The organism is Photobacterium profundum (assembly GCF_003026285.1).
Lineage (GTDB): Bacteria > Pseudomonadota > Gammaproteobacteria > Enterobacterales > Vibrionaceae > Photobacterium > Photobacterium profundum.
Genome location: NZ_PYOD01000030.1, coordinates 1 through 19,757, shown reverse-complemented (window position 1 = coordinate 19,757; position 19,757 = coordinate 1). Strand labels below are relative to the sequence as shown.

Genomic DNA, 19,757 nt, shown 5'->3' with positions numbered 1-19,757 from the left:
TTACTATATACAATGGTGTTATATTACAACAAAATACACCATAAAATAACAATGCATAATTTACTCGTTATTTAATTACAACATTAACTGTATGATTATTGATGAATATAACAAGCTCAATCCCCCCCCCTCTCGTAGCCTCACGTAAATGCAGCATCAGAATAAAGCACTCTCTATTTATCGCCGGTTTGGACTCAAAATATAATTTATCAGTTATTATTTATTTGCACTTTTGAAACTTACCGTTGCAAAATAATGAACAGTCAGTTGTTAACATTAGCTGAACACCTTGCTACCTTGTTGTATCTTATAAATAAAAATTTAAATTTCATAAATATTGCATAATTTTAAATTTGTGTGAAAAACACATCCGAATATATTCATCGTAGATGTACGGATGAATAAATGTTTACACTATTACAACTTAAGACACACAGTAGTAAAGGATTGTTATGGAAAACCATACGCTAATAAAGACGTTCCAATCACTTGTTGGAACAAAAAACGTTTTAACCCGCATTAAAGAAACCGAATATTACCGTTCAGGTTTTCGTTCGGGGAAAGGCGAAGCTCTTGCAGTCGTATTTCCGACAACTTTACTAGAACAGTGGAATGTCATTAAATCATGCGTTGAATCAAACTGCATTATTATTATGCAAGCGGCAAAAACTGGACTAACAGAAGGTTCAGCACCAAGCGGCAGTGATTACGACAGAGAAGTGGTAATCATTAATATTACTAAAATGAAACAGATTCATCTTTTAGATGGTGGCAAGCAGGCTGTATGTATGCCAGGCACAAGCCTACACAGCCTAGAGAAAGAGCTAAAAAAAGTAAACCGTGCGCCGCACTCTGTCATTGGATCCTCTTCTATTGGTGCAACAGTTGTTGGTGGCATTGCCAATAACTCTGGTGGTGCACTGGTTAAACGCGGGCCTGCTTATACTGAATTGTCGTTATTCGCTCAAGTAGATAAAGAAGGTAAATTACACCTCGTTAACCACTTAGGAATTGACGGACTAGGTGAGACACCTGAAGAGATCTTAACCAACATTCAAAACGGCAACATTAAACTGGAAAACATCCAGCATGATGTAGGTATGGCTTCTGACCGTGAATATGAAGCGCGCGTTCGTGATGTAGACTCTGATATTCCATCACGGTTTAACGCTGATGAGCGCCGGCTATACGAGGCCAGTGGTTGTGCTGGTAAGTTAGGAATTTTCGCCGTTCGAGTAGACAGCTACCCAGTAACGGAAAAAGAGCAGGTTTTTTATATTGGTACTGATGACGCCGAAAAACTGACTCAGCTAAGAAGAGATATTCTATCTAAGTTTGATAATTTACCCGAAATGGGTGAATACATGCACCGTGACATTTTCAATCTTTCAGAAAAATACGGTAAAGATGTTTTCCTTTCTATCAATCACTTAGGCACAGAAAGTCTGCCTAAATTCTTTGCCCTAAAAGCTAAAGTAGAGAACTTTTTGGGTCGTATTCCTTATGTGAACAAATACTTACCTGATACCATTTTGTACTACGTGAGTAAATTGTTCCCTCAGCATCTGCCAAAACGCATGCTGGATTTCCGTAATAAGTATCAACACCACCTAATATTAAAAATGAGTGATGAGGGAATCGAAGAAGCAAAAGCTTACCTAGAAAATAACTGGGGAGAAGGCTCAGGTGGTAGCTACTTTGCATGTACTGCAGACGAAGGAAAAAAAGCACTGCTACATCGTTTTGCAGCAGCAGGGGCAGCTATTCGTTACGAAACTATCCACAGAAATGAAGTTGAAGAGATAGTCGCACTTGATATAGCGCTTCGCCGTAATGACCGTGAATGGGTAGAAAAACTATCAGAAGAGATAACCAAAAACATGGTGACATCACTTTATTACGGCCATTTTATGTGTCATGTATTCCATCAGGACTATATATTCAAGAAAGGCACTGACACCAAGAAAATGAAAAAATTGATGTTGGAATTGCTTGAACAAAAAGGGGCAAAATATCCTGCCGAGCATAATGTTGGTCACCTTTATGAGGCTGAAAACACATTGCAGGAGTTTTATCATAAGTTGGACCCAACCAACACCTTTAATCCAGGGATTGGTAAGATGAGTAAATACAAACGCAATTGCAGCTGCTGCCATTAAAACGCAAAGCCAGAGCATTGTTCTCTGGCTTTTTATTTATGTAGACTTTAGGGTCTACAAGAGTTTATTAACACGCTCTAACGCTAGTTTGTAAAGCTCATTGGCTCGCTCGATCTCTTCCTTTTTCGGTCTTGTATCATTACAGCAGACCCAATTACATGACGAAATCACTCCCTTGATATTTGCAGTTTTCAAAAAGGAAGGTGTTGCTAATGCTGTCAGTTCAAGAATCAAAAAGCATAGTTGATAATGAAAAGGTACCATATGAAACGCTCTATAGGCGTCTTCTAACGCCCCTATTGCATTATTACTTTTACGTTTTTCAAAGGCTTTTTCTACCAGCTCACCTCCTTCTTTTAAGCGCTGGTTAATTTCAGCATGGCAGGCTTCAAGCAGCTTAACCTGGCTTTGTATCAATACATCATCATCTGATTTCCCACATAATCCTCTCGCGATCTGCATCGTTTTTTCATATTGCTCAGGCATACCGCAAAAGCCGTATAAGCGCGCAATATTCAACACCGTGTAATAATCATCAATAGGCTTTTCTTGAAGGTTAATTTTACTGACTATTGTGAAAGAATCTTGGATTTCACCATGTAAACAAGCCAGAATGGCGACTCCAACCAATGAACCGATCTCACTCTCATAACGTTCTTTCTCTGTATCACCATGTATATTCTGTTCGTAGATATTATGTCTTGCCTCATTCAGCAATTCGGTATATTCAGAATTGTCATCGGTATATATACTAGCAAGCATTAGTGAAACAGAAATATTAGAATATACACCGAAGCTGTAACGGCTTGTCCCTGTAACCTTTTGAATGAAACTTAAATATCCAATCGCTGCTTTCTGATGTTGTTGAAGAACAGCATAAAGGTTAGCAATGATGAGTTCTCGTAGTGGATTTGCTGAATTAACTTTGTGCAGAAGGTGAAACTGTTCTAGAGCTTCCGGCACCCTACCACTCGCCATCAAACACCCAGCCAAATGCTTTCTCGCTAATGGCTGCTTTGGGTATTTGGCCAAAATATCTTGAAAGACAGCCTCTGCTCTTTTCAACTCACCTAAACCTTTCAGGGCCTGTCCAAAACCAATTCTTGGCCATAAATGATCACTATGCTTACAGGCATTTTCATAGAAAATTTTGGCTTCTAAATGTCGCTCTGAGCGTAATAAACAATCTCCGTTTATTCTATCGATATAACCTGTATACAGCGGGTGATCCGCTCTATATCTCTTACAAAGGTCAGTCGCTGTTTGATAATCCTTATTATCAACAGCCAGTAATAAAGGATACAAAGTCGATTTTCGTGCTAATACCATCTCAATCCGATTTATAAATGCGGCCGCAGAGAAAGGTTTTATCAAATAATCATCAGGTTCCAGTTCAATGAGATGAGTAACGACCTTCTGAGTACTGTCACCAGTCACACACATAAAGACACCATCGCTTGGAAGAAGTCTACGTTGTTTTACTTCGTCAAAAATGAGACCACCATCAATATGATGGCGCATATTATAATCACAAATCACTATATCATAAGAGTGGGCAGCTAATAGGCGGATAGCTTTGAGGCTATCCATCGTGCTATCAATATTATGATTAGAAATACCAGCCACATTGAGCATAGATCGCATGATTGAGATGGCGGTATTAGAGTCATCTATCAATAAATATTTCTTTTCTATCACCATCTCAACCCCTCCATGGCTACACAAGTCAAACGATAGCACTGAATAAACATGTTGCATATGCATGGGGCAAAATAATCATTGTGAAAGAAGAAATATATAAAATTTGATGTGGAAGTCTTCTGATTCACAGCAGCAACTGCTGTGCGTGTCACTGTGCAAGTGACACATTGAAGGTGGTATTAACGCGACTCAAATTTTAGACAATAAAAAGCCCTAACATTTCTGCTAGGGCTTCATATTTGGAGCGACACACGAAGCTCCCGATCTTCAAGGCTTAGTCGTGACCTCAGCCTTAGCAAGTTTATACTCTATACCAGCTTAACCAGTGTTGTTGCCGTAAAGCACAGGTCTAACTAGCTTATAGTACTTTAATAACGTTCTTAAACTTCAGAGATTCAACGTCTTGAACCGTTACTCGCCCATCCCTTCTTTCCCTATTGTCCTCAATTACATAGCGGCGATTACTAACCTTCGTAATAGTATAACTCTCGGCATCACCAGAAAATATGATCATATTATCACCGGAATTACCCGTAATCACATTATCAAGCTCGTTTACAATTACATCGGAATCATTGCTTCCAGTTAAAGTAATGTCTTTTAAATAACGTGAATGATTAGTATATGGTTTTAAAGTGTTGAATTTAAGGCTGAATATTCCATCAAAACTCTCATCGATTCGAGCGTTGTACATTAGATAAGGGTGAAAAAATTTACTCATCAATATTGAACCTAATGGATCTTCTACGGCAATTTCTGCTCTTGTTTTTGCCATATAGATTCCCCACATACCTTTCTGACGTTCCGAAGAGCTTGAACTATTTTCTGAAACCGCATTATCGCTCCATGCTCCCCAAAGACCATAATATGAATCGACAACCGCAGCCAAGTACTCCTGGGATAAGCTATTCTCTTGAGTAAGTTCTTGAATCCAACTCTGGTTTTCATCGCCTCCCCCCCATGTTTTTTGAGTTAATGCTTTTACTTGAGCACTTCGAATTTCAGCTTGGTAGGCGGGCAGAGTTCCCAAAAACGACTCATTTTGATCAACGCCGAAACCATAATCATGAACCATATGTAAAATCTCTTCAAATGTCGCATCACGATGATCATAATTCTGGTTGATATACCACTGACCTCCTTCTACTTGGATTTCATTTTGATAAAGAGGTTGACCATCAAGCTCCGCTGCAGGGTTTCTTCCGTCATCACTTCCATTTAATAACAATAAAACAGAGCCATTATCTGCCATTTTATTGGTAATAGCGGATTTATCACTCCCATATTCTGAAGACGTATAATTGGTTAGATAATGACTTAAAACTGAACGAGCTCGGACTATTTGGTTGTTGGTCAATTCGTCCTGTGAAACGATATGAATCAACTTCCCATTAGGTGCTTGTAGGTAAGTATAACGATCAAAATTCAATGTTTTGGTATATAAACTTGAAAGCGATGCTGGCACTGGTGTAATTCCAAGATCATCAGATTGTTCTGTCACCATACCGTATTGTTTAATTTCATCATTCGTCATGTAGTGCATTTCACTTGCAGAAGCTGCATTTAACGTGAACCAATAAAAGCTTACTGGTATGCCCATCTCTTTGTAGTAGTCTAAATATGGCTTATGTTCAGGGCTAGATATTGGGTAATTGCTACCATCATTGACGCCATCACTCCATGAATGAACACCAATTCTCGCCCCTTCGGTCCATTTCCTTTTAGTGCCCGCAAGAAAAAGATCGGTACCACCCGACGCAATATGCCCTGCTTCTCCAATCGATGTCGTCATCTTACTTTTTCGTATCAATCGACCCAATTGTAAATTAGCATTATCATCAGCTGAACCATCAATGTTAACAAGTGACAAAACTTTAAGGTTGGTATGTGCTGCAAGCATCTTACTGAATGCAGCAGGTGAGCCATCACAAACGACACCGCTAACCTTTGCTGTATCTTCCTCGACAGTAAACATCAATGGTGTATCACCTTGCATAGGAATCGCGCAAATAGATCTAAACACTTGATCCAATTGAGGCCTCACAGTGGAAGAGCTAGAATTACAGCCAACCAATAAAGATGAGATAGCGGCTATAGTGATAAATGTGAGCTTTGTTGTCATTGCTTTCTAACCTCATTGTGAAATCATCTCTCCAAGACAAAGCGACTTTAACAAGATGAGAGTAACAATTCTGGGCAAAACTCTTACTGTTACATACTCGTACAAAGTGATATATAGCATGACAATGTAAAGAATATATTCTTGTATAAAGAGAAATGTAGCTAAGTTTTTTCATATTACTCACCCATGAAATCAAGTATTAAGTTAACTTCGGCAAGTGCTAAATATATCTAATTGCTTTTCATAGACATTAGTTTCAACATCCATCAAACCTAATACAGAATGAAATATGTTATCTTGTGAATATTGATTACTACTCGCGTGACTTTTAACACATGAAGTATTAATTTGTTTTGTTTGTTTAAACCCATCAGACATCCAAAACATTAAAGGAACTTTTGTTTGATAGTCAGGAGCTAAACTATAAGGCATCCCATGCAGAAACATACCATTTTCACCTAACGACTCTCCATGGTCAGAAATATAAATGAGTGCCGTATTATAGTTTTCTTGTAGCTTTTTTAGTTTTGATATTGTTTGACTAATAACATAATCAGTATAAAGGATGGTGTTATCGTATGTATTTACAATTTCTTTTACACTACAATTCTCTATATCACTACGTGGACAGTCTGGCATAAAAAATTTAGCTTCTTCTGGATAACGTTTAAAATAGGTTGGCCCATGACTGCCTATCAAATGTAATGCAATCATTCTATTTCCAGACAAGGAGTCTATGTCTTGTTCGAGACCTTCTAATAAAGCCATGTCATAGCATGTACTACCATCACAGTAACTATTTACTTGGCTGCGATCAGTCTCTTTTTTAGTAATGCGATCCGCAACATTTTTGTCCCCTCCGTCATTTTCTTTCCACAGTAGTGAAACATCAGCACGATTAAGAACATCTAATAAATTGTCCTGATTATCTGCGATCTTCCTGTTGAAATTACTTTTAGTCAGTGAAGAAAACATGCACGGAACTGAAACCGCTGTCGCCGTCCCGCACGAGCTGACATCTTGGAATGAAATGATATCTAAATCGCGTGTATATTGGTTAGTTGGTTTAGGGTAACCATTAAGCTCATAGTTTTGTGACCGTGCGGTTTCACCTACAACAAACACAAGTAATGTCGGCTTTTCCACCGCATCCAGTAATGTTTTATCACTTTGTTTTGCATCAAGGCCGATTTGCTTATACTCAAGCGGTGTTGTGAAATACTTATCTTTAACAAAGCCTACTGCGCTATAAATAAATTGGGTTGGAATGATTGCTTTTTTAATGACACTATTATTTCTACCAACAGAGGCATAATCTTGGTAATACATACTGGCAATCAAACCAATAACTATCACTGAAGCTAGCATTGAGAAAAGCTTTAAAAGTACCATTTTTACTTTACCTTGCTTTCCACTCAGATTAACGTTCGCCAACAATAACGCAGGTACTACTCCCATAATGAATGTCCATAAAATGGAATAGGCACTCAGGTATGAGCTGGCTTCGCTAGTATCAGTTTCCACAATATTTGCAATCATATTGTAATCAAATAGTGTCCCATAGTTATATCCGGCATAACTAACAGCACTTGAAACAATAAGTAATAATACAAAAAATGGTTTCGTAATATATGGCCATGCAAATAAGTTAAAAAGGAAGTTTAACGCAGATAAAAAGAAAATCGGTATAGAAATAACAAATCCAACTTTCACACCATCAATATTACTAAGTATTGAATTCAATTCACTATAAACAGGGATATTAATCACAGCAGTAAAATACAATGCTAATATAAAAATCAAATAGGCATATGAAACATCTCTTTTAAAAAGAGATTTAATTAAATTAATCATGTTATTACCAGTAATAAATTAGAGCAGAATAATTGCCCATGTCAAAGCTGAAAAAGACAGTGCAACAAATACAGCAGCTGAGCCAATATCTTTCGCTCGCCCACTTAATTCATTCCATTCTTCCCCTATACGATCTACTACAGCTTCTATCGCAGAGTTAAGTAACTCTGTTAATAAAACTAAAACAAGGCAACCAACTAACACAACTCTTTCGAGTTCCGTAACCGATAGAAAAAATGTGGTCACTGTTAGTAATATAGCAAGTACAACTTCTTGTCGGAATGCCGCTTCATTTATCCATGCGGCTTGCAAACCTTTGATTGAATATCCGGTTGCATAAAAAATTCGTGCAATACCAGTTTTGCCAGGTTTCATATATAGTCCTAATACGAATATTACTTCGTTTATAATATTATGTACGTAATTTTAATGTGTAGAGTTTGACTATTTATCGTCACTATATAGACTGCAATATAAGTAATTAGATTCACTTATAATTAAATCATCAAACACTAAATAAGATACTTATAATTCAATGCCATAAAACGTACCACTCTTATTAAGTAGATATAACATCACAATAATATACACCGTTTTATTTAAGGTGACTGTCTTGCTTTGTATGCCTTTTGTCGTATTCTGTCAGGCATAAAAAAGGCGATGCATATGCATCGCCTTGTGGTTGATAAGCCAATACTAAAAGTGAATAGAAAACTTATCTAAATAGTATTCGGTATGGTTATTTGAAAACATGCTCCACCTAATGGACTATGCTTAATGCTCACTATCGCCTGATGACGTTCGGCAATTTGTTTTACAATCGCAAGCCCTAGTCCATGGCCAGACTTCTTCTTATTACGTGCGGAATCAGCACTATAAAAGGCATCAAATAAATGCGTCCAGTGCTTTTCATCTACCCCATTACCATCATCATGAACTTCAATACAAAGCGCTTGTTCTTTTTCAATTAAAATAATATGAACAGACTGCTTTGCAAACCGGCAGCCATTTCGAACTAAATTGTCTAACGCTCGTTTGAGTAGATGTGAGTCTGCCATCAACTGACTTTCTGAAGTAAGTAATGTGACTTCAATATCGACTGCCGTCTCTTTATTCCAACGAACTAATTGTTCAGATAACCATTCATTAATCGGAAGCAATTGCAGATTTAAATCCGTATCCGTCCTTTCAACTCGAGCGTAATACAATAGCTCATCGACCATCATTTCCATCTCTTCAGTATCTTCGATAATACTTGCTACTCCGGCCTGCTGTTGCAATTCAAGTGAAGTATCTGCCAGAATTTCCGCCTGCCATTGCACTCTAAAAATTGGCGTTCTTAATTCATGAGCAACCGCATTCGTTAGTGCGCGGTTACTTGTAATAAGCCCTGAAATTTTATCCGCCATATGGTTAAAACTCTGATTTAATGAACCTACTTTTTTTGAGCCTTTTAACGATGCTCGCGCGGTAAAATCACCGTTTGCAAATGCAAGTGTCACCTTTTCTAACGCTCGAACTCTTCTACTCAGAAAGTACATTAATAAGATGCAATAAAGAGCAAAACCAGAAAGGAAAAATAACCAAACAATGTTGTCATCAAAATCGATACGTTTAATTAATGGAGCATCAGAATTAACGTCCATGCTATAGATGTCACTGCTTTGATTAATTAGGAACCAAAGCACTTGTTCGTCATCATGGTACAAACGGGCATATGGTTGACGGCTAAAAGCATCACTAATAGCATCAGGAGCTTTATCAAAGGGATAGATCGTTAGAATTCTACGCGTTTTGTTAGCGTAATCTTGAACGGCTTGTACGGCAACATCTTTACCTTGTGTATCCGCTATAATATTAACGAGATCTTGATAGGCGCTAGCTTCATAGCCCTTAAGAACATAGTCATAGTCAGTATTCAATTGATAAATAACTACTTCATATCCCACTAAGCTCAAAAAGAAGAGCAGTATAAGCCCTAAAAAAGACTCTAGATATATTCTTCGCATTACATTGTTCACCGTAAAGTTGTTTTGCTAACGGTTATTCCCAAGCATCAGGAACAAATAGATAGCCTTTGCCACGAACGGTTATAATCTTTCTAGGCGGTAAGCTGTCGTCACCCAGTTTCTTTCTAAGCGCAACAATTTTATTATCCACAGTTCGATCAATACCATCGTACTCAATTCCGCGAAGTGCTTTCGTTAATACATCGCGAGACAACACTTCTTCTGCCGAAGAGGCTAATAATTGGAGTAGATCGAATTCGCTGTCTGTCATGCCGACACATACTCCTGACAGCTCACAGCTTCGCCTTACTTTATTTAAGGTCAATTGACCAAAACTTAGCACATTGTGATTAGAAACCACCTCGACATTATTGCCTCGGCGTAGTAGCACCCGAATTCGGGCTAATAACACGCGTGGTTTCACTGGCTTAGAGACGAAATCATCCATCCCCATTTCTAACGCGGCAACATGATCAAAATCATCATCACTGGCTGTCAACATTAGAATCTTACCTCGAAATTGATCTCTTATCTGTCGGCAAATTGTCAGCCCATCTAGACCTGGAAGCATAAGGTCCAAAAGTACTATGTCTGGCTGCACCCGTAAAATAACATCTGGGGCATCATTTCCAACACCAATAACTGTTACATCAAACCCTTGTTTTAAAAGATAATCTTTCAACATTTCTTGTAGTTTTACATCATCTTCAACAATAACAAGCTTCTGTGTCGGCATTATTTGATCTCTGTACTTCTTACATAAATCCATATTGTCAGAACAAATACTGACAAACTCATACTATTCTATAAAATTATTAAAAAATGTACTGGTGCTTTATTTATAATCTATAAAACAGAAGTTTAGAGCTAATTACTTTGTGTAAGTTCACCTTATTTATATTTATCCTTTCACAATCAAATTAATGCAAAGGCCACTGAAAACGCAGTTAAACTCTCCGTCTCACACTCTTTTACTTTAAAGCTAATACTCGACTTATTTTAGTCGTTCAGTTTTGACTTATGTAATTGCTTCACATTTTTCTTCATTACAGCCCATAAGAGCAATCGCTGAAGCTATTAATACTAGAAGAGCTTTTTATTCACCTTTACGCCTGATTATGGTGGTAACCAAATTGGTACATTTTAAAAACTAAGTAAATATGCTGTACTTTCCACCTTTCGTAATTGGTATCCGAATGAGCAGACTCACATATCAGTAAAATACCGTTAAAAATAAATACATGATTACTAGCTTTAGAAGCTTAAGTAGAGGAAAAATGGAGGGAAAAAGAGGCTCCCGAATGTATCAACTTCCCATACGGCAGACGAAAAAAAGCCCCGACATTTCTGTCGGGGCTTCGTATTTGGAGCGACACACGAGGCTCGAACTCGTGACCTCAACCTTGGCAAGGTTGCGCTCTACCAGCTGAGCTAGTGTCGCATACTGAAACCCTCTTTTCAGAGAATATCAGACTTTAATAGATGGTGCCCCGGGCCGGACTTGAACCGGCACAGCGCGAACGCCGAGGGATTTTAAATCCCTTGTGTCTACCAATTCCACCACCAGGGCACGCAATTCTTTATTGCGATGCTCCTAACCAATGTGCTTTATATAAAGCGGTTAGACACCATCTTATAACGGTCTGCCAATGTAACGTGACCGTTAATACAAAATTTGGAGGCGCGTCCCGGAGTCGAACCGAGGTACACGGATTTGCAATCCGCTGCATAGCCACTCTGCCAACGCGCCATATTTATTGAATCAACGTATTCGAGATTAACTCGTAATACAAACCGTTATGGGCTGCCCCGCTGCGGTATGAGAGGTACTTTACTCGATTCAGAATATGAGTCAATAAAAAATTATATCGTTTTAATTCAACTGATTATTTTTTATCTAAACCTGCTAAAAACAACGCAAAATTCGTTTAAATTAACACCGCCATTGCGAAGTTAAACATAAAACACCAATTACCTTCAAAAAGTAACATTTTCAAAGAATATAAAAAAAGACCGTTTACCGATCTTCTTTATAAAAACTGGCTTATACATTTGTGTTTAAGCGCTTATGACACCGACCATTGTGACAAAGATCGTTTAAAATCGTCGTAACCGAATTCATTCAGTTTCTCTATTTCACCATTTGCACGTTCACAGTAAATAGAGGGCATCTTCAAACCATTAAACCAGTTTAATTTCACCATTGTATAACCTGCACTATCTGTGATGTGCAAACGCTGACCAACCTTCAATGGTTGATCAAACTGGGTTACACAAAACTGATCACCGGCTAAACAAGAACAACTACCAATAACATACTGGTGCTCACCCTGCTCGCTGGCTTCAGCAATCGAGGCTGGTTCATCATAAATTAGCGTATCTAAACGGTGTGCTTCTGTTGCACTGTCTACAATTGCTGTTTTCATCTCATTTTCGACAATATCAACAACTGTCACCACAAGATCGGCAGTTTTAGTAATAATCGCTTCACCGGGCTCAAGGTATAACTGAACACCATGCTTCTCAGAAAACGTTTTCAATGCCGCAGCAAGCTTTTCGATGTTATAACCCGGCCAAGTAAAGAATACCCCACCGCCAAGACTCACCCAGTCTAGTTTGTCTAAATGCTGACCAAACTTATCTGAAATATCATTTAATAATCCAATGAATGCATCTTCATCTTTGTTCTCACAGTTCATGTGGAACATAACACCGTCAAGATTATCAAAGACAGCGGCATCAATGTGATCCCACTGCACACCAAGGCGTGAATATTGACGCGCAGGATTAGCTAAATCTTGCCCTGCATAGCTAACACCAGGATTTAGGCGTAAACCAAGAGATGCTTTACCTTCAACCAAATGACGATAAGCTGCTAGCTGGTTTTGCGAGTTGAAAATCATCTTATCGCAGATTTCAGCCACTTCTTTCACATCATCTTCACTGTAACCCACGCTGTAAGCATGTGTTTCACCACCAAACGTTTCATAGCCTAGCTTCACTTCATAAGGACCACTGCTTGTAGTACCATCAAGATACGGCTTAATAAGGTCGAACACCCCCCACGTAGAAAAGCATTTCAGTGCCAGTACCAACTTCACACCAGAAAGCTCTTTTAACAACTTTGCTTTCTCTAAATTTGCTACCAGCTTACTTTCATCAATCATAAAGTAAGGTGTTTTTAAATCATTCTTCTGCATTTTTACTACCCGCGTAGACGGAATAAAGCCGATGCTTGCACACCGGCTCTAATCATTAATTCGATATAACAGCTATAAGGGCGTTATTTTAGAATCTTAATCTCAGGCTGTGCTACTGGCAATTCCTGTACATGCCAATCAAGACCGATTGTTGGCATTAGCTCTAGGAATGGGTCTGGGTTCAACTGCTCCATGTTGAATACACCTTTACCACTCCACTCGTTACGGAAGTACATAAGTGCCGCTGTAATGGCAGGTACACCTGTCGTGTAAGAAATCGCTTGGTGTTCAACATCTTTGTAAGCAACTTCATGATCGGCATTGTTATAGATGAAGACACTACGTGGCTCACCGTCTTTAATACCTTGAACCCAAGTACCGATACAGGTTAAACCTGTGTAGCCCGGTGCTAATGATGTTGGATCAGGCAAAATAGCTTTCAGCACTTTAAGTGGCTCTACAACAGTACCATCTTGCAGCGTTACTGGATTTGGGCTTAACAGACCAATATCACGCATACAGTTAAAATAGTTCAGGTAAGTATCACCAAAGCCCATCCAGAATTCGATACGATTCGCTGGAATAAACTCTTTCATTGAACGCACTTCATCATGCGCCATTGAGTATACTTTCTGGCTGCCACAATTAGGGAAATCAAATTCAAGCATACGTGTATGGCAAGGCACTTGTTTCCACTCTTGGTTTTCCCAGTAGAAAGAATCACCCTGAATTTCTAGCATATTTGTTTCTGGGTCAAAGTTCGTTGCGAACTTCTTACCGTGATCGCCAGCATTCACGTCCATTACATCGATTGTGTCGATTTCATCGAACAAATGCTTAACCGCGTAAGCTGCAAATACACTTACAACACCTGGATCAAAACCAGCACCAAGAATACCTGTAATACCCGCCTCTGCGAATTTTTCACGGAATGCCCACTGTGGATCGTAAGCTTCAGGCACTTGTTGACCTTCACTGCACAAGTCTACCGCTACAGATGTATCAAGGTAAGATACTTTAGCTTGGTAACATGCTTCCATAATGGCAACGTTAACCCAAGGAGGGCCCGCATTAATAACCAAATCAGGCTGAACTTCTTTGATCAGTGCAACTAGTGCATCAACGTCATCTGCATTTACTGCACGTGATTCTAGTTTTTTAGTTGTGTCTTTTAGGTTATTACGCCCTTTAATTGACTCGATGATCTTTTCACATTTGCTAACTGTACGAGATGCAATGGTGATATCACCTAATACGTCATTATTCTGAGCCGCTTTATGCGCGATAACCCAACCAACACCACCAGCACCAATTTGTAAAATAGCCATATTTTTTTGTATTCCGTCTATGTGTTCTTTGAAATATATTCGACAACTTCTTGAAAATTGCCTGAAATCAGAATATTTCCCCTCATCTAAACAGAAGGGAAATCATTTATCTTTTTTGCGTTATAACGTTAAAGCCAACTGGTTGATATTATTTAGTAATAACTCAAAATCAGCCATAGTTAAACAAGGATTTAGAATCGTGAACTTTAACGCAACCTTACCGTCGACAACCGTTTCGCCCAGTACAGCTACACCTTTAACAAGTGCCTCTATGCGGAGTTTTTTGTTCAGTGTGTCGATATCGTTATCTGACTTTTCACCCACATAACGGAATAACACCGTTGATAATGCAGGATCTGCCAGTAATTCAAATTCATTGCGATTGTTAACCAAGTCGGCAACTTGCTGTGTTTGCCCTAACAGATGGTCATACATACCACCAAGGGCTTGCGTACCAACACACTGCATGGTCATCAAGACTTTCAATGCATCGAAACGCTTCGTTGTTGCAATCGATTTATCAACAAGGTTTGGCAGTAAATCATCTTCACGATTCAGATAATCGGCATGGTGTAATAGGTACTTAAAGTTCTCTTTGTCTTTAAGCAATACTGCACCACAGCTGATTGGTTGGAAGAATAACTTGTGGAAGTCCACACTCACTGAGTCTGCTTTTTCAATACCATGTAAACGTGTTTTGTGACGACTAAGAATCAGTGCACCACCGTAGGCCCCATCAACATGCAGCCACAAGTTATGTTGCTCTGCAATATCAGCCATATTCGCTAAGTCATCAATCGCGCCGTGATCGGTTGTACCTGCGGTACCTACTAAAGCGAATGGCAATAAACCTTCATTCTTTAGTGTCTCTACCGTTTTCACCAATGCTGCAATCTTAATGGTGCCATCGGGGTTGGTATCAACACACTCTACGGCATGCTCCCCTAACCCCATTAATGATGCTGATTTTTGCACGGTAAAATGCGATTTTTTCGAGCACAATATGCGCATTTTCGACGCATACTCTGGCAAACCATCTTTCTGGATATTATGACCCGAAATAGTATCTGCCGCCCAATCACGCGCTAATAGCAGCCCCATCAAATTACTTTGAGTGCCACCACTGGTGAATACACCGTCTGCTTGTTCGCCAAGAGCATAAACACCACATAACCAATCAACAACTTTTTGCTCTACAAAGGTTGCTGAGCTCGCCTGATCCCATGAATCCATCGATTGATTTAACGATGCAATAAACGCCTCAGCAGCGACTGCAGGTAACAAAGGCGGCGTATGTAGATGAGCGATACAATGTGGATGTTGCACCATGATTGAGTTTTTAGCGATAAGCTCGCCAGTTTGCTCAATAACGGTTTCAATCGGCAACTGCTGGTGATCAAGGTCGATGTTATAAATCATCGATTTCAGAACTTCAGGATCTAACCCTGAATAGGGTGCGGTTGTCTCTTCAAATACATTTTTCAGCACTTGTGTCGTCTGATTCAGTACTTTTTCAAACTGGTCAGCACCACCTTCACCAGTATGGATGAAATATGAACGCCAATCGTCTTGATCATTCGCCGTTACAGGCTCAACAATTTTAGCCGGACCCGCCGTTGCAATAATCGCTTTGCTTAACGCATCAAGCACAAAGTCAATTTGCTCGAAAGTAATAATAAGCGGGGGAAGGAAACGCAGTACAGAGCCCTGACGACCACCTTTTTCGATAATCAATCCACGTTCAAGGGCTGCACGTTGAATGTTAACCGTTAATTCTGGATCAGCTTCAGGTTCACCAAATTTATTCTTAGCACCGTTAGGTTTTACAATTTCAACACCTAACATCAAGCCTTTACCACGAACTTCAGCAATACAATCCGTGTACTGGGCTATGCGTTCGATACCTTCACGTAAGTACTGCCCGGCTTTTTGAGCATGTTCGACCAAGTTATCACGACGAATGATTTCTAACGCTGTCGCACCAGTTGCCATCGCAAGTTGGTTGCCGCGGAATGTACCTGTATGTTCACCAGGAAGCCAAGTATCTATCGACTTATTAAAAATAAGCAACGACATTGGTAGTCCGCCACCAACGGCTTTTGACAAACACAGAATATCAGGCGTAATACCAGCTTCTTCAAAAGCAAAGTTATGGCCTGTTTTACCAATACCGCATTGAATTTCATCCAAAATAAGTAGGATGCCCTGCTCTTTGGTAATACGGCGTAATTCTTGTAACCAGAATGCAGGGGCAGGAATAACACCACCTTCGCCTTGCACAGGTTCAACGATAATTGCAGCTGGTTTTTGAACACCACTTTCATCATCACTCAGCATACGCTCGATATAACGTAAACTTTGTTTTGCACCTTCGTCGCCTTTTAAACCAAACGGGCAACGTAAGCTATATGGGAATGGTAAAAAATGGACATCTGACATCAGCCCCTGACGGCGTGATTTGGTACTTAGATTACCCATCATTGCCATCGTGCCGTTCGTCATACCATGGTAGGCACCATGAAACGCAGCCATCGTGTTTCGACCAGTTGTTTGCTTCGCGAGTTTAATAGCCGCTTCAACGGCATCGGCACCCGATGGTCCACAAAATTGGATACACGCATTATTCGCAAACTCATCAGGTAAGAAGCTCATGACTTCCCTGATAAATTTATCTTTTGTTGGTGTTGTTATATCTAACGTCTGATAAGGCAAGCCCGCATGTAGCTGGTCAATAATCGCTTGGTTAATTTCTGGGTGATTATAGCCAAGTGCAAGTGTGCCAGCACCAGCAAGACAATCAATAAAGAGTTGACCACGGGTGTCTTCAACCATCACACCAGCGGCTTTTGCAATAGCTAGAGGTAGACGTCTTGGGTATGAACGCACCTCTGATTCATAATGCTCTTGGCTAAGCAAAAGTTCATCGGGTGTTAAGTCATATAAGTCGTGAACGACAGGGATATTAGAAGCTAGCTTCAGTTCGTCTAAATCAAACACATTGTTCATATTCATTTCCATTAAATCATCACGTTACGCATCGAATAATTCATATTGTTAAATGTATTCGAGTTCTTATCGAGATCTAATAGAGATACAAACACTCGAGAGATATGCTGAACGTTCAGGCATAACGAAAGTAGTATTCCTAGAGGATCGAATGAACTTATGCGTATAAATTTCACCAGAAAAAGCTGATGAAAAGTTCTTCTGCAACAATCAATAATTCATAAAATATTGATTTATTGATGCACTTAACCCGCATCATCATTGGAATATTGAAAAAGTCTTTTTAAGAGACAATATTCAATTGTGCCAATATGCGAATTAACAAAGAGAGTAAGTTACTCGTGTTTTTTAAGGAAAGATCAAGGCTCAGTAATAATACTGCAGTTAGGCAAGACGAATGTAAGATGCATAGATAATGTTGGTATCTTCACTGTTGGGTTCCTTCAATATGCACCTGCTTTATTTTGTGCAGGTTTGCTCTATTAATGCCCTTCTACTAACGATTGGTTCGCTAGTACCTACGGCACGTTATGACACAACTTTTTTGATATCGTCATAACGCATGTGTCTCAGTACAATTAATCCGAGATTGGGCAGAAAGTAACACAATCACGATTTAAAAAACAAGTGCTATTTATATAAGAACACAACATTTCAATCTCATTAATACAAAACACCAAAAAATTGCACACTAATAAATAATTCAGCAACGTTTATCGATAATACTTAGTATTACTTTCCAGCAATTTTGAGATAGCCAGCCGAATCAACCATATGAAACTTCATTTGTATATGTAAGTTTTACGGAGTATGAACCAGCTCAAGAATCAACCATCTTGCTTGTGCTACGGTAGCTCTATTACACAATACCCTTTTGTTCTTCACACAATGTATTCAAACATGGTGACGCATATGAACATATATTGAGTCAATATTGATGCTAGCAGTTTGCGCAGCTATCTCTTTTTTATTTCACCTCTGTACTACCCTATTCGTTTTATTCCGTCTGGTCCTGACCCCGGTCGCACTTCTCATTTTCAGCCTCTCTACGAATCTATATCAAAATAGCAACGCGCTGCGTTAAGCGAAGTTGCTAGGTGAGTGTCACCTAAAAATGATGTTATTTATATCAGAAGTCGTTTGTATGGAAAGGAAAGATCATGGAAATTTTATTAGGAATTACGGCGCTTTTAATGGCTCTGGCATTATTTTCACTATTTAGCTTTAAAGCCCCTCACGGTAGTGCAGCAATGAGCGGATTAGCCGATGCTGCTATCGCGACATTTCTCGTCGAGGCGATTCATAAATACGTAATGGGTAACTTATTGGGAATTGGTTACTTAGCCGAATTTGGTAATCTTGTTGGTGGTATGGGAGGTGTAGCTGCGGCCACATTAGTCATGCTCCGTGTTGGTGTGCAACCTGTCTTTGCGATGGTTACAGGTTTAGCAATGCTACATTTGGGCATTTTAGAAGGCTTTATTGTCGGCTATCTATTCTCCTTTATTGCACCTTTATTTAAAAAATATTTAGCAGAAGGTATCGACGTTATTCTGGGGGTGTTAATTCTCGCCCCACTAGCACGATTAGTCGGATTCTTTATTAGCCCTGCCCTTGATTTACTTATGGGTACGTTAGCCAATATGATTACTGAAGCAACCTCATTATCACCACTAATTATGGGCTTCTTATTAGGTGGACTCATTAAAATGGTATGTACTTCCCCACTTAGTTCAATGGCATTGACCGCAATGCTTGGATTAACTGGGCTACCTATGGGGATTGCGGCAATGGCTTGTGTTGGTGGTTCGTTTACCAACGGTTATGTTTTCCATACTCTTAAATTGGGTAAATCATGCAATACCGTGAGTGTAATGTTAGAGCCTTTAACTCAGGCACATATCGTTACCCGTAACCCCGTTCCTATTTTTATGTCGAATTTCATTGGTGGTGCCTTCGCTGGCACAATCGCTGCCTATTTCGGTATCATCAATGATGCACCAGGCAGTGCAGCTCCTATTCCCGGTTTATTAGCCTCAATTGCTTTTAACCCACCATCAACCTTATTCATGGCCGCATCTGCTGCTGCTGTAGCAGGGTTATTAGGTGGTATAATTGGCGTGAGAATTTACCGTACGTTTTTACAAGAACGAGTTCCTTTGCAGCAGTTTGTTAATGGATAGTTTTTAGCACCTCAACCTTAGCAAGGCTGTGATCGACCTGCTGAGCTAATGATTGTTGAGATATCGCATCGAGACTCTTTTTAATATGCTACAAACGTCAAAAAGCCCAATCATTTCTGATTGGGCTTTTCAATTTGGAGCGACACACGAGGCTCGAACTCGTGACCTCAACCTTGGCAAGGTTGCGCTCTACCA

Annotated in this window: 11 protein-coding genes and 3 tRNA genes; 2 read left to right on the top strand and 12 right to left on the bottom strand. The window is 39.4% G+C overall.

Annotated features, from left to right (window positions below):
• Positions 1-452: 452 nt before the first annotated feature.
• Positions 453-2,159 carry a D-lactate dehydrogenase gene (dld, locus tag C9J48_RS27215; protein ID WP_006232323.1) on the top strand — a complete coding sequence of 569 codons (1,707 nt, stop codon included), beginning with the start codon at positions 453-455 and terminating at the stop codon, positions 2,157-2,159.
• A 54-nt stretch (positions 2,160-2,213) separates the two neighbouring features.
• Here the strand turns inward: dld and C9J48_RS27210 are convergent, their stop codons facing one another.
• The 12 genes from C9J48_RS27210 to C9J48_RS27155 form a co-directional block, all read right to left on the bottom strand.
• Complete coding sequence (locus C9J48_RS27210) at positions 2,214-3,860, bottom strand: response regulator (protein ID WP_006232322.1); 1,647 nt, start codon at positions 3,858-3,860, stop codon at positions 2,214-2,216.
• A gap of 358 nt (positions 3,861-4,218) precedes the next feature.
• The gene (locus C9J48_RS28120) at positions 4,219-5,982 is read right to left on the bottom strand and encodes a COG3904 family protein (RefSeq protein WP_006232321.1); all 1,764 of its coding nucleotides are present in this window, start codon (positions 5,980-5,982) and stop codon (positions 4,219-4,221) included.
• Positions 5,983-6,186: 204 nt separating this feature from the next.
• Complete coding sequence (locus tag C9J48_RS27200) at positions 6,187-7,836, bottom strand: phosphoethanolamine transferase (protein WP_006232320.1); 1,650 nt, start codon at positions 7,834-7,836, stop codon at positions 6,187-6,189.
• Between the two features lie 18 nt (positions 7,837-7,854).
• Entirely contained in the window at positions 7,855-8,211 is a 357-nt protein-coding gene (locus C9J48_RS27195) for a diacylglycerol kinase (RefSeq protein WP_006232319.1), read from the bottom strand.
• A 344-nt stretch (positions 8,212-8,555) separates the two neighbouring features.
• Complete coding sequence (locus C9J48_RS27190; protein ID WP_036803428.1) at positions 8,556-9,845, bottom strand: ATP-binding protein; 1,290 nt, start codon at positions 9,843-9,845, stop codon at positions 8,556-8,558.
• Positions 9,846-9,879: 34 nt separating this feature from the next.
• Complete coding sequence (locus C9J48_RS27185) at positions 9,880-10,581, bottom strand: response regulator (protein WP_006232317.1); 702 nt, start codon at positions 10,579-10,581, stop codon at positions 9,880-9,882.
• Between the two features lie 629 nt (positions 10,582-11,210).
• A tRNA-Gly gene (locus C9J48_RS27180) sits at positions 11,211-11,286 on the bottom strand.
• 42 nt (positions 11,287-11,328) lie between these two features.
• A tRNA-Leu gene (locus C9J48_RS27175) sits at positions 11,329-11,415 on the bottom strand.
• A gap of 106 nt (positions 11,416-11,521) precedes the next feature.
• Positions 11,522-11,595: transfer RNA gene (locus C9J48_RS27170), tRNA-Cys, on the bottom strand.
• Positions 11,596-11,911: 316 nt separating this feature from the next.
• A complete protein-coding gene (gene nspC / locus C9J48_RS27165) occupies positions 11,912-13,045 on the bottom strand; it encodes a carboxynorspermidine decarboxylase (RefSeq protein WP_006232316.1) in 1,134 nt (377 codons plus the stop codon).
• Between the two features lie 83 nt (positions 13,046-13,128).
• Positions 13,129-14,373 carry a carboxynorspermidine synthase gene (locus C9J48_RS27160; RefSeq protein WP_006232315.1) on the bottom strand — a complete coding sequence of 415 codons (1,245 nt, stop codon included), beginning with the start codon at positions 14,371-14,373 and terminating at the stop codon, positions 13,129-13,131.
• A gap of 120 nt (positions 14,374-14,493) precedes the next feature.
• Entirely contained in the window at positions 14,494-17,379 is a 2,886-nt protein-coding gene (locus tag C9J48_RS27155; RefSeq protein WP_086004185.1) for a pyridoxal phosphate-dependent class III aminotransferase, read from the bottom strand.
• Positions 17,380-18,539: 1,160 nt separating this feature from the next.
• Between C9J48_RS27155 and C9J48_RS27150 the strand changes: the two genes are divergently transcribed.
• Complete coding sequence (locus C9J48_RS27150) at positions 18,540-19,562, top strand: PTS sugar transporter subunit IIC (protein ID WP_006232313.1); 1,023 nt, start codon at positions 18,540-18,542, stop codon at positions 19,560-19,562.
• Positions 19,563-19,757: the final 195 nt, after the last annotated feature.

Excerpts from the sequence above, each read along its gene's own strand:
- dld (WP_006232323.1), top strand. The coding sequence starts at position 453 with ATGGAAAACCATACGCTAATAAAGACGTTCCAATCACTTGTTGGAACA.
- C9J48_RS27155 (WP_086004185.1), bottom strand. The coding sequence starts at position 17,379 with ATGAACAATGTGTTTGATTTAGACGAACTGAAGCTAGCTTCTAATATC.
- C9J48_RS27200 (WP_006232320.1), bottom strand. The coding sequence starts at position 7,836 with ATGATTAATTTAATTAAATCTCTTTTTAAAAGAGATGTTTCATATGCC.
- C9J48_RS28120 (WP_006232321.1), bottom strand. The coding sequence starts at position 5,982 with ATGACAACAAAGCTCACATTTATCACTATAGCCGCTATCTCATCTTTA.
- C9J48_RS27195 (WP_006232319.1), bottom strand. The coding sequence starts at position 8,211 with ATGAAACCTGGCAAAACTGGTATTGCACGAATTTTTTATGCAACCGGA.
- C9J48_RS27190 (WP_036803428.1), bottom strand. The coding sequence starts at position 9,845 with ATGCGAAGAATATATCTAGAGTCTTTTTTAGGGCTTATACTGCTCTTC.
- C9J48_RS27185 (WP_006232317.1), bottom strand. The coding sequence starts at position 10,581 with ATGCCGACACAGAAGCTTGTTATTGTTGAAGATGATGTAAAACTACAA.
- nspC (WP_006232316.1), bottom strand. The coding sequence starts at position 13,045 with ATGCAGAAGAATGATTTAAAAACACCTTACTTTATGATTGATGAAAGT.
- C9J48_RS27160 (WP_006232315.1), bottom strand. The coding sequence starts at position 14,373 with ATGGCTATTTTACAAATTGGTGCTGGTGGTGTTGGTTGGGTTATCGCG.
- C9J48_RS27210 (WP_006232322.1), bottom strand. The coding sequence starts at position 3,860 with ATGGTGATAGAAAAGAAATATTTATTGATAGATGACTCTAATACCGCC.
- C9J48_RS27150 (WP_006232313.1), top strand. The coding sequence starts at position 18,540 with ATGGAAATTTTATTAGGAATTACGGCGCTTTTAATGGCTCTGGCATTA.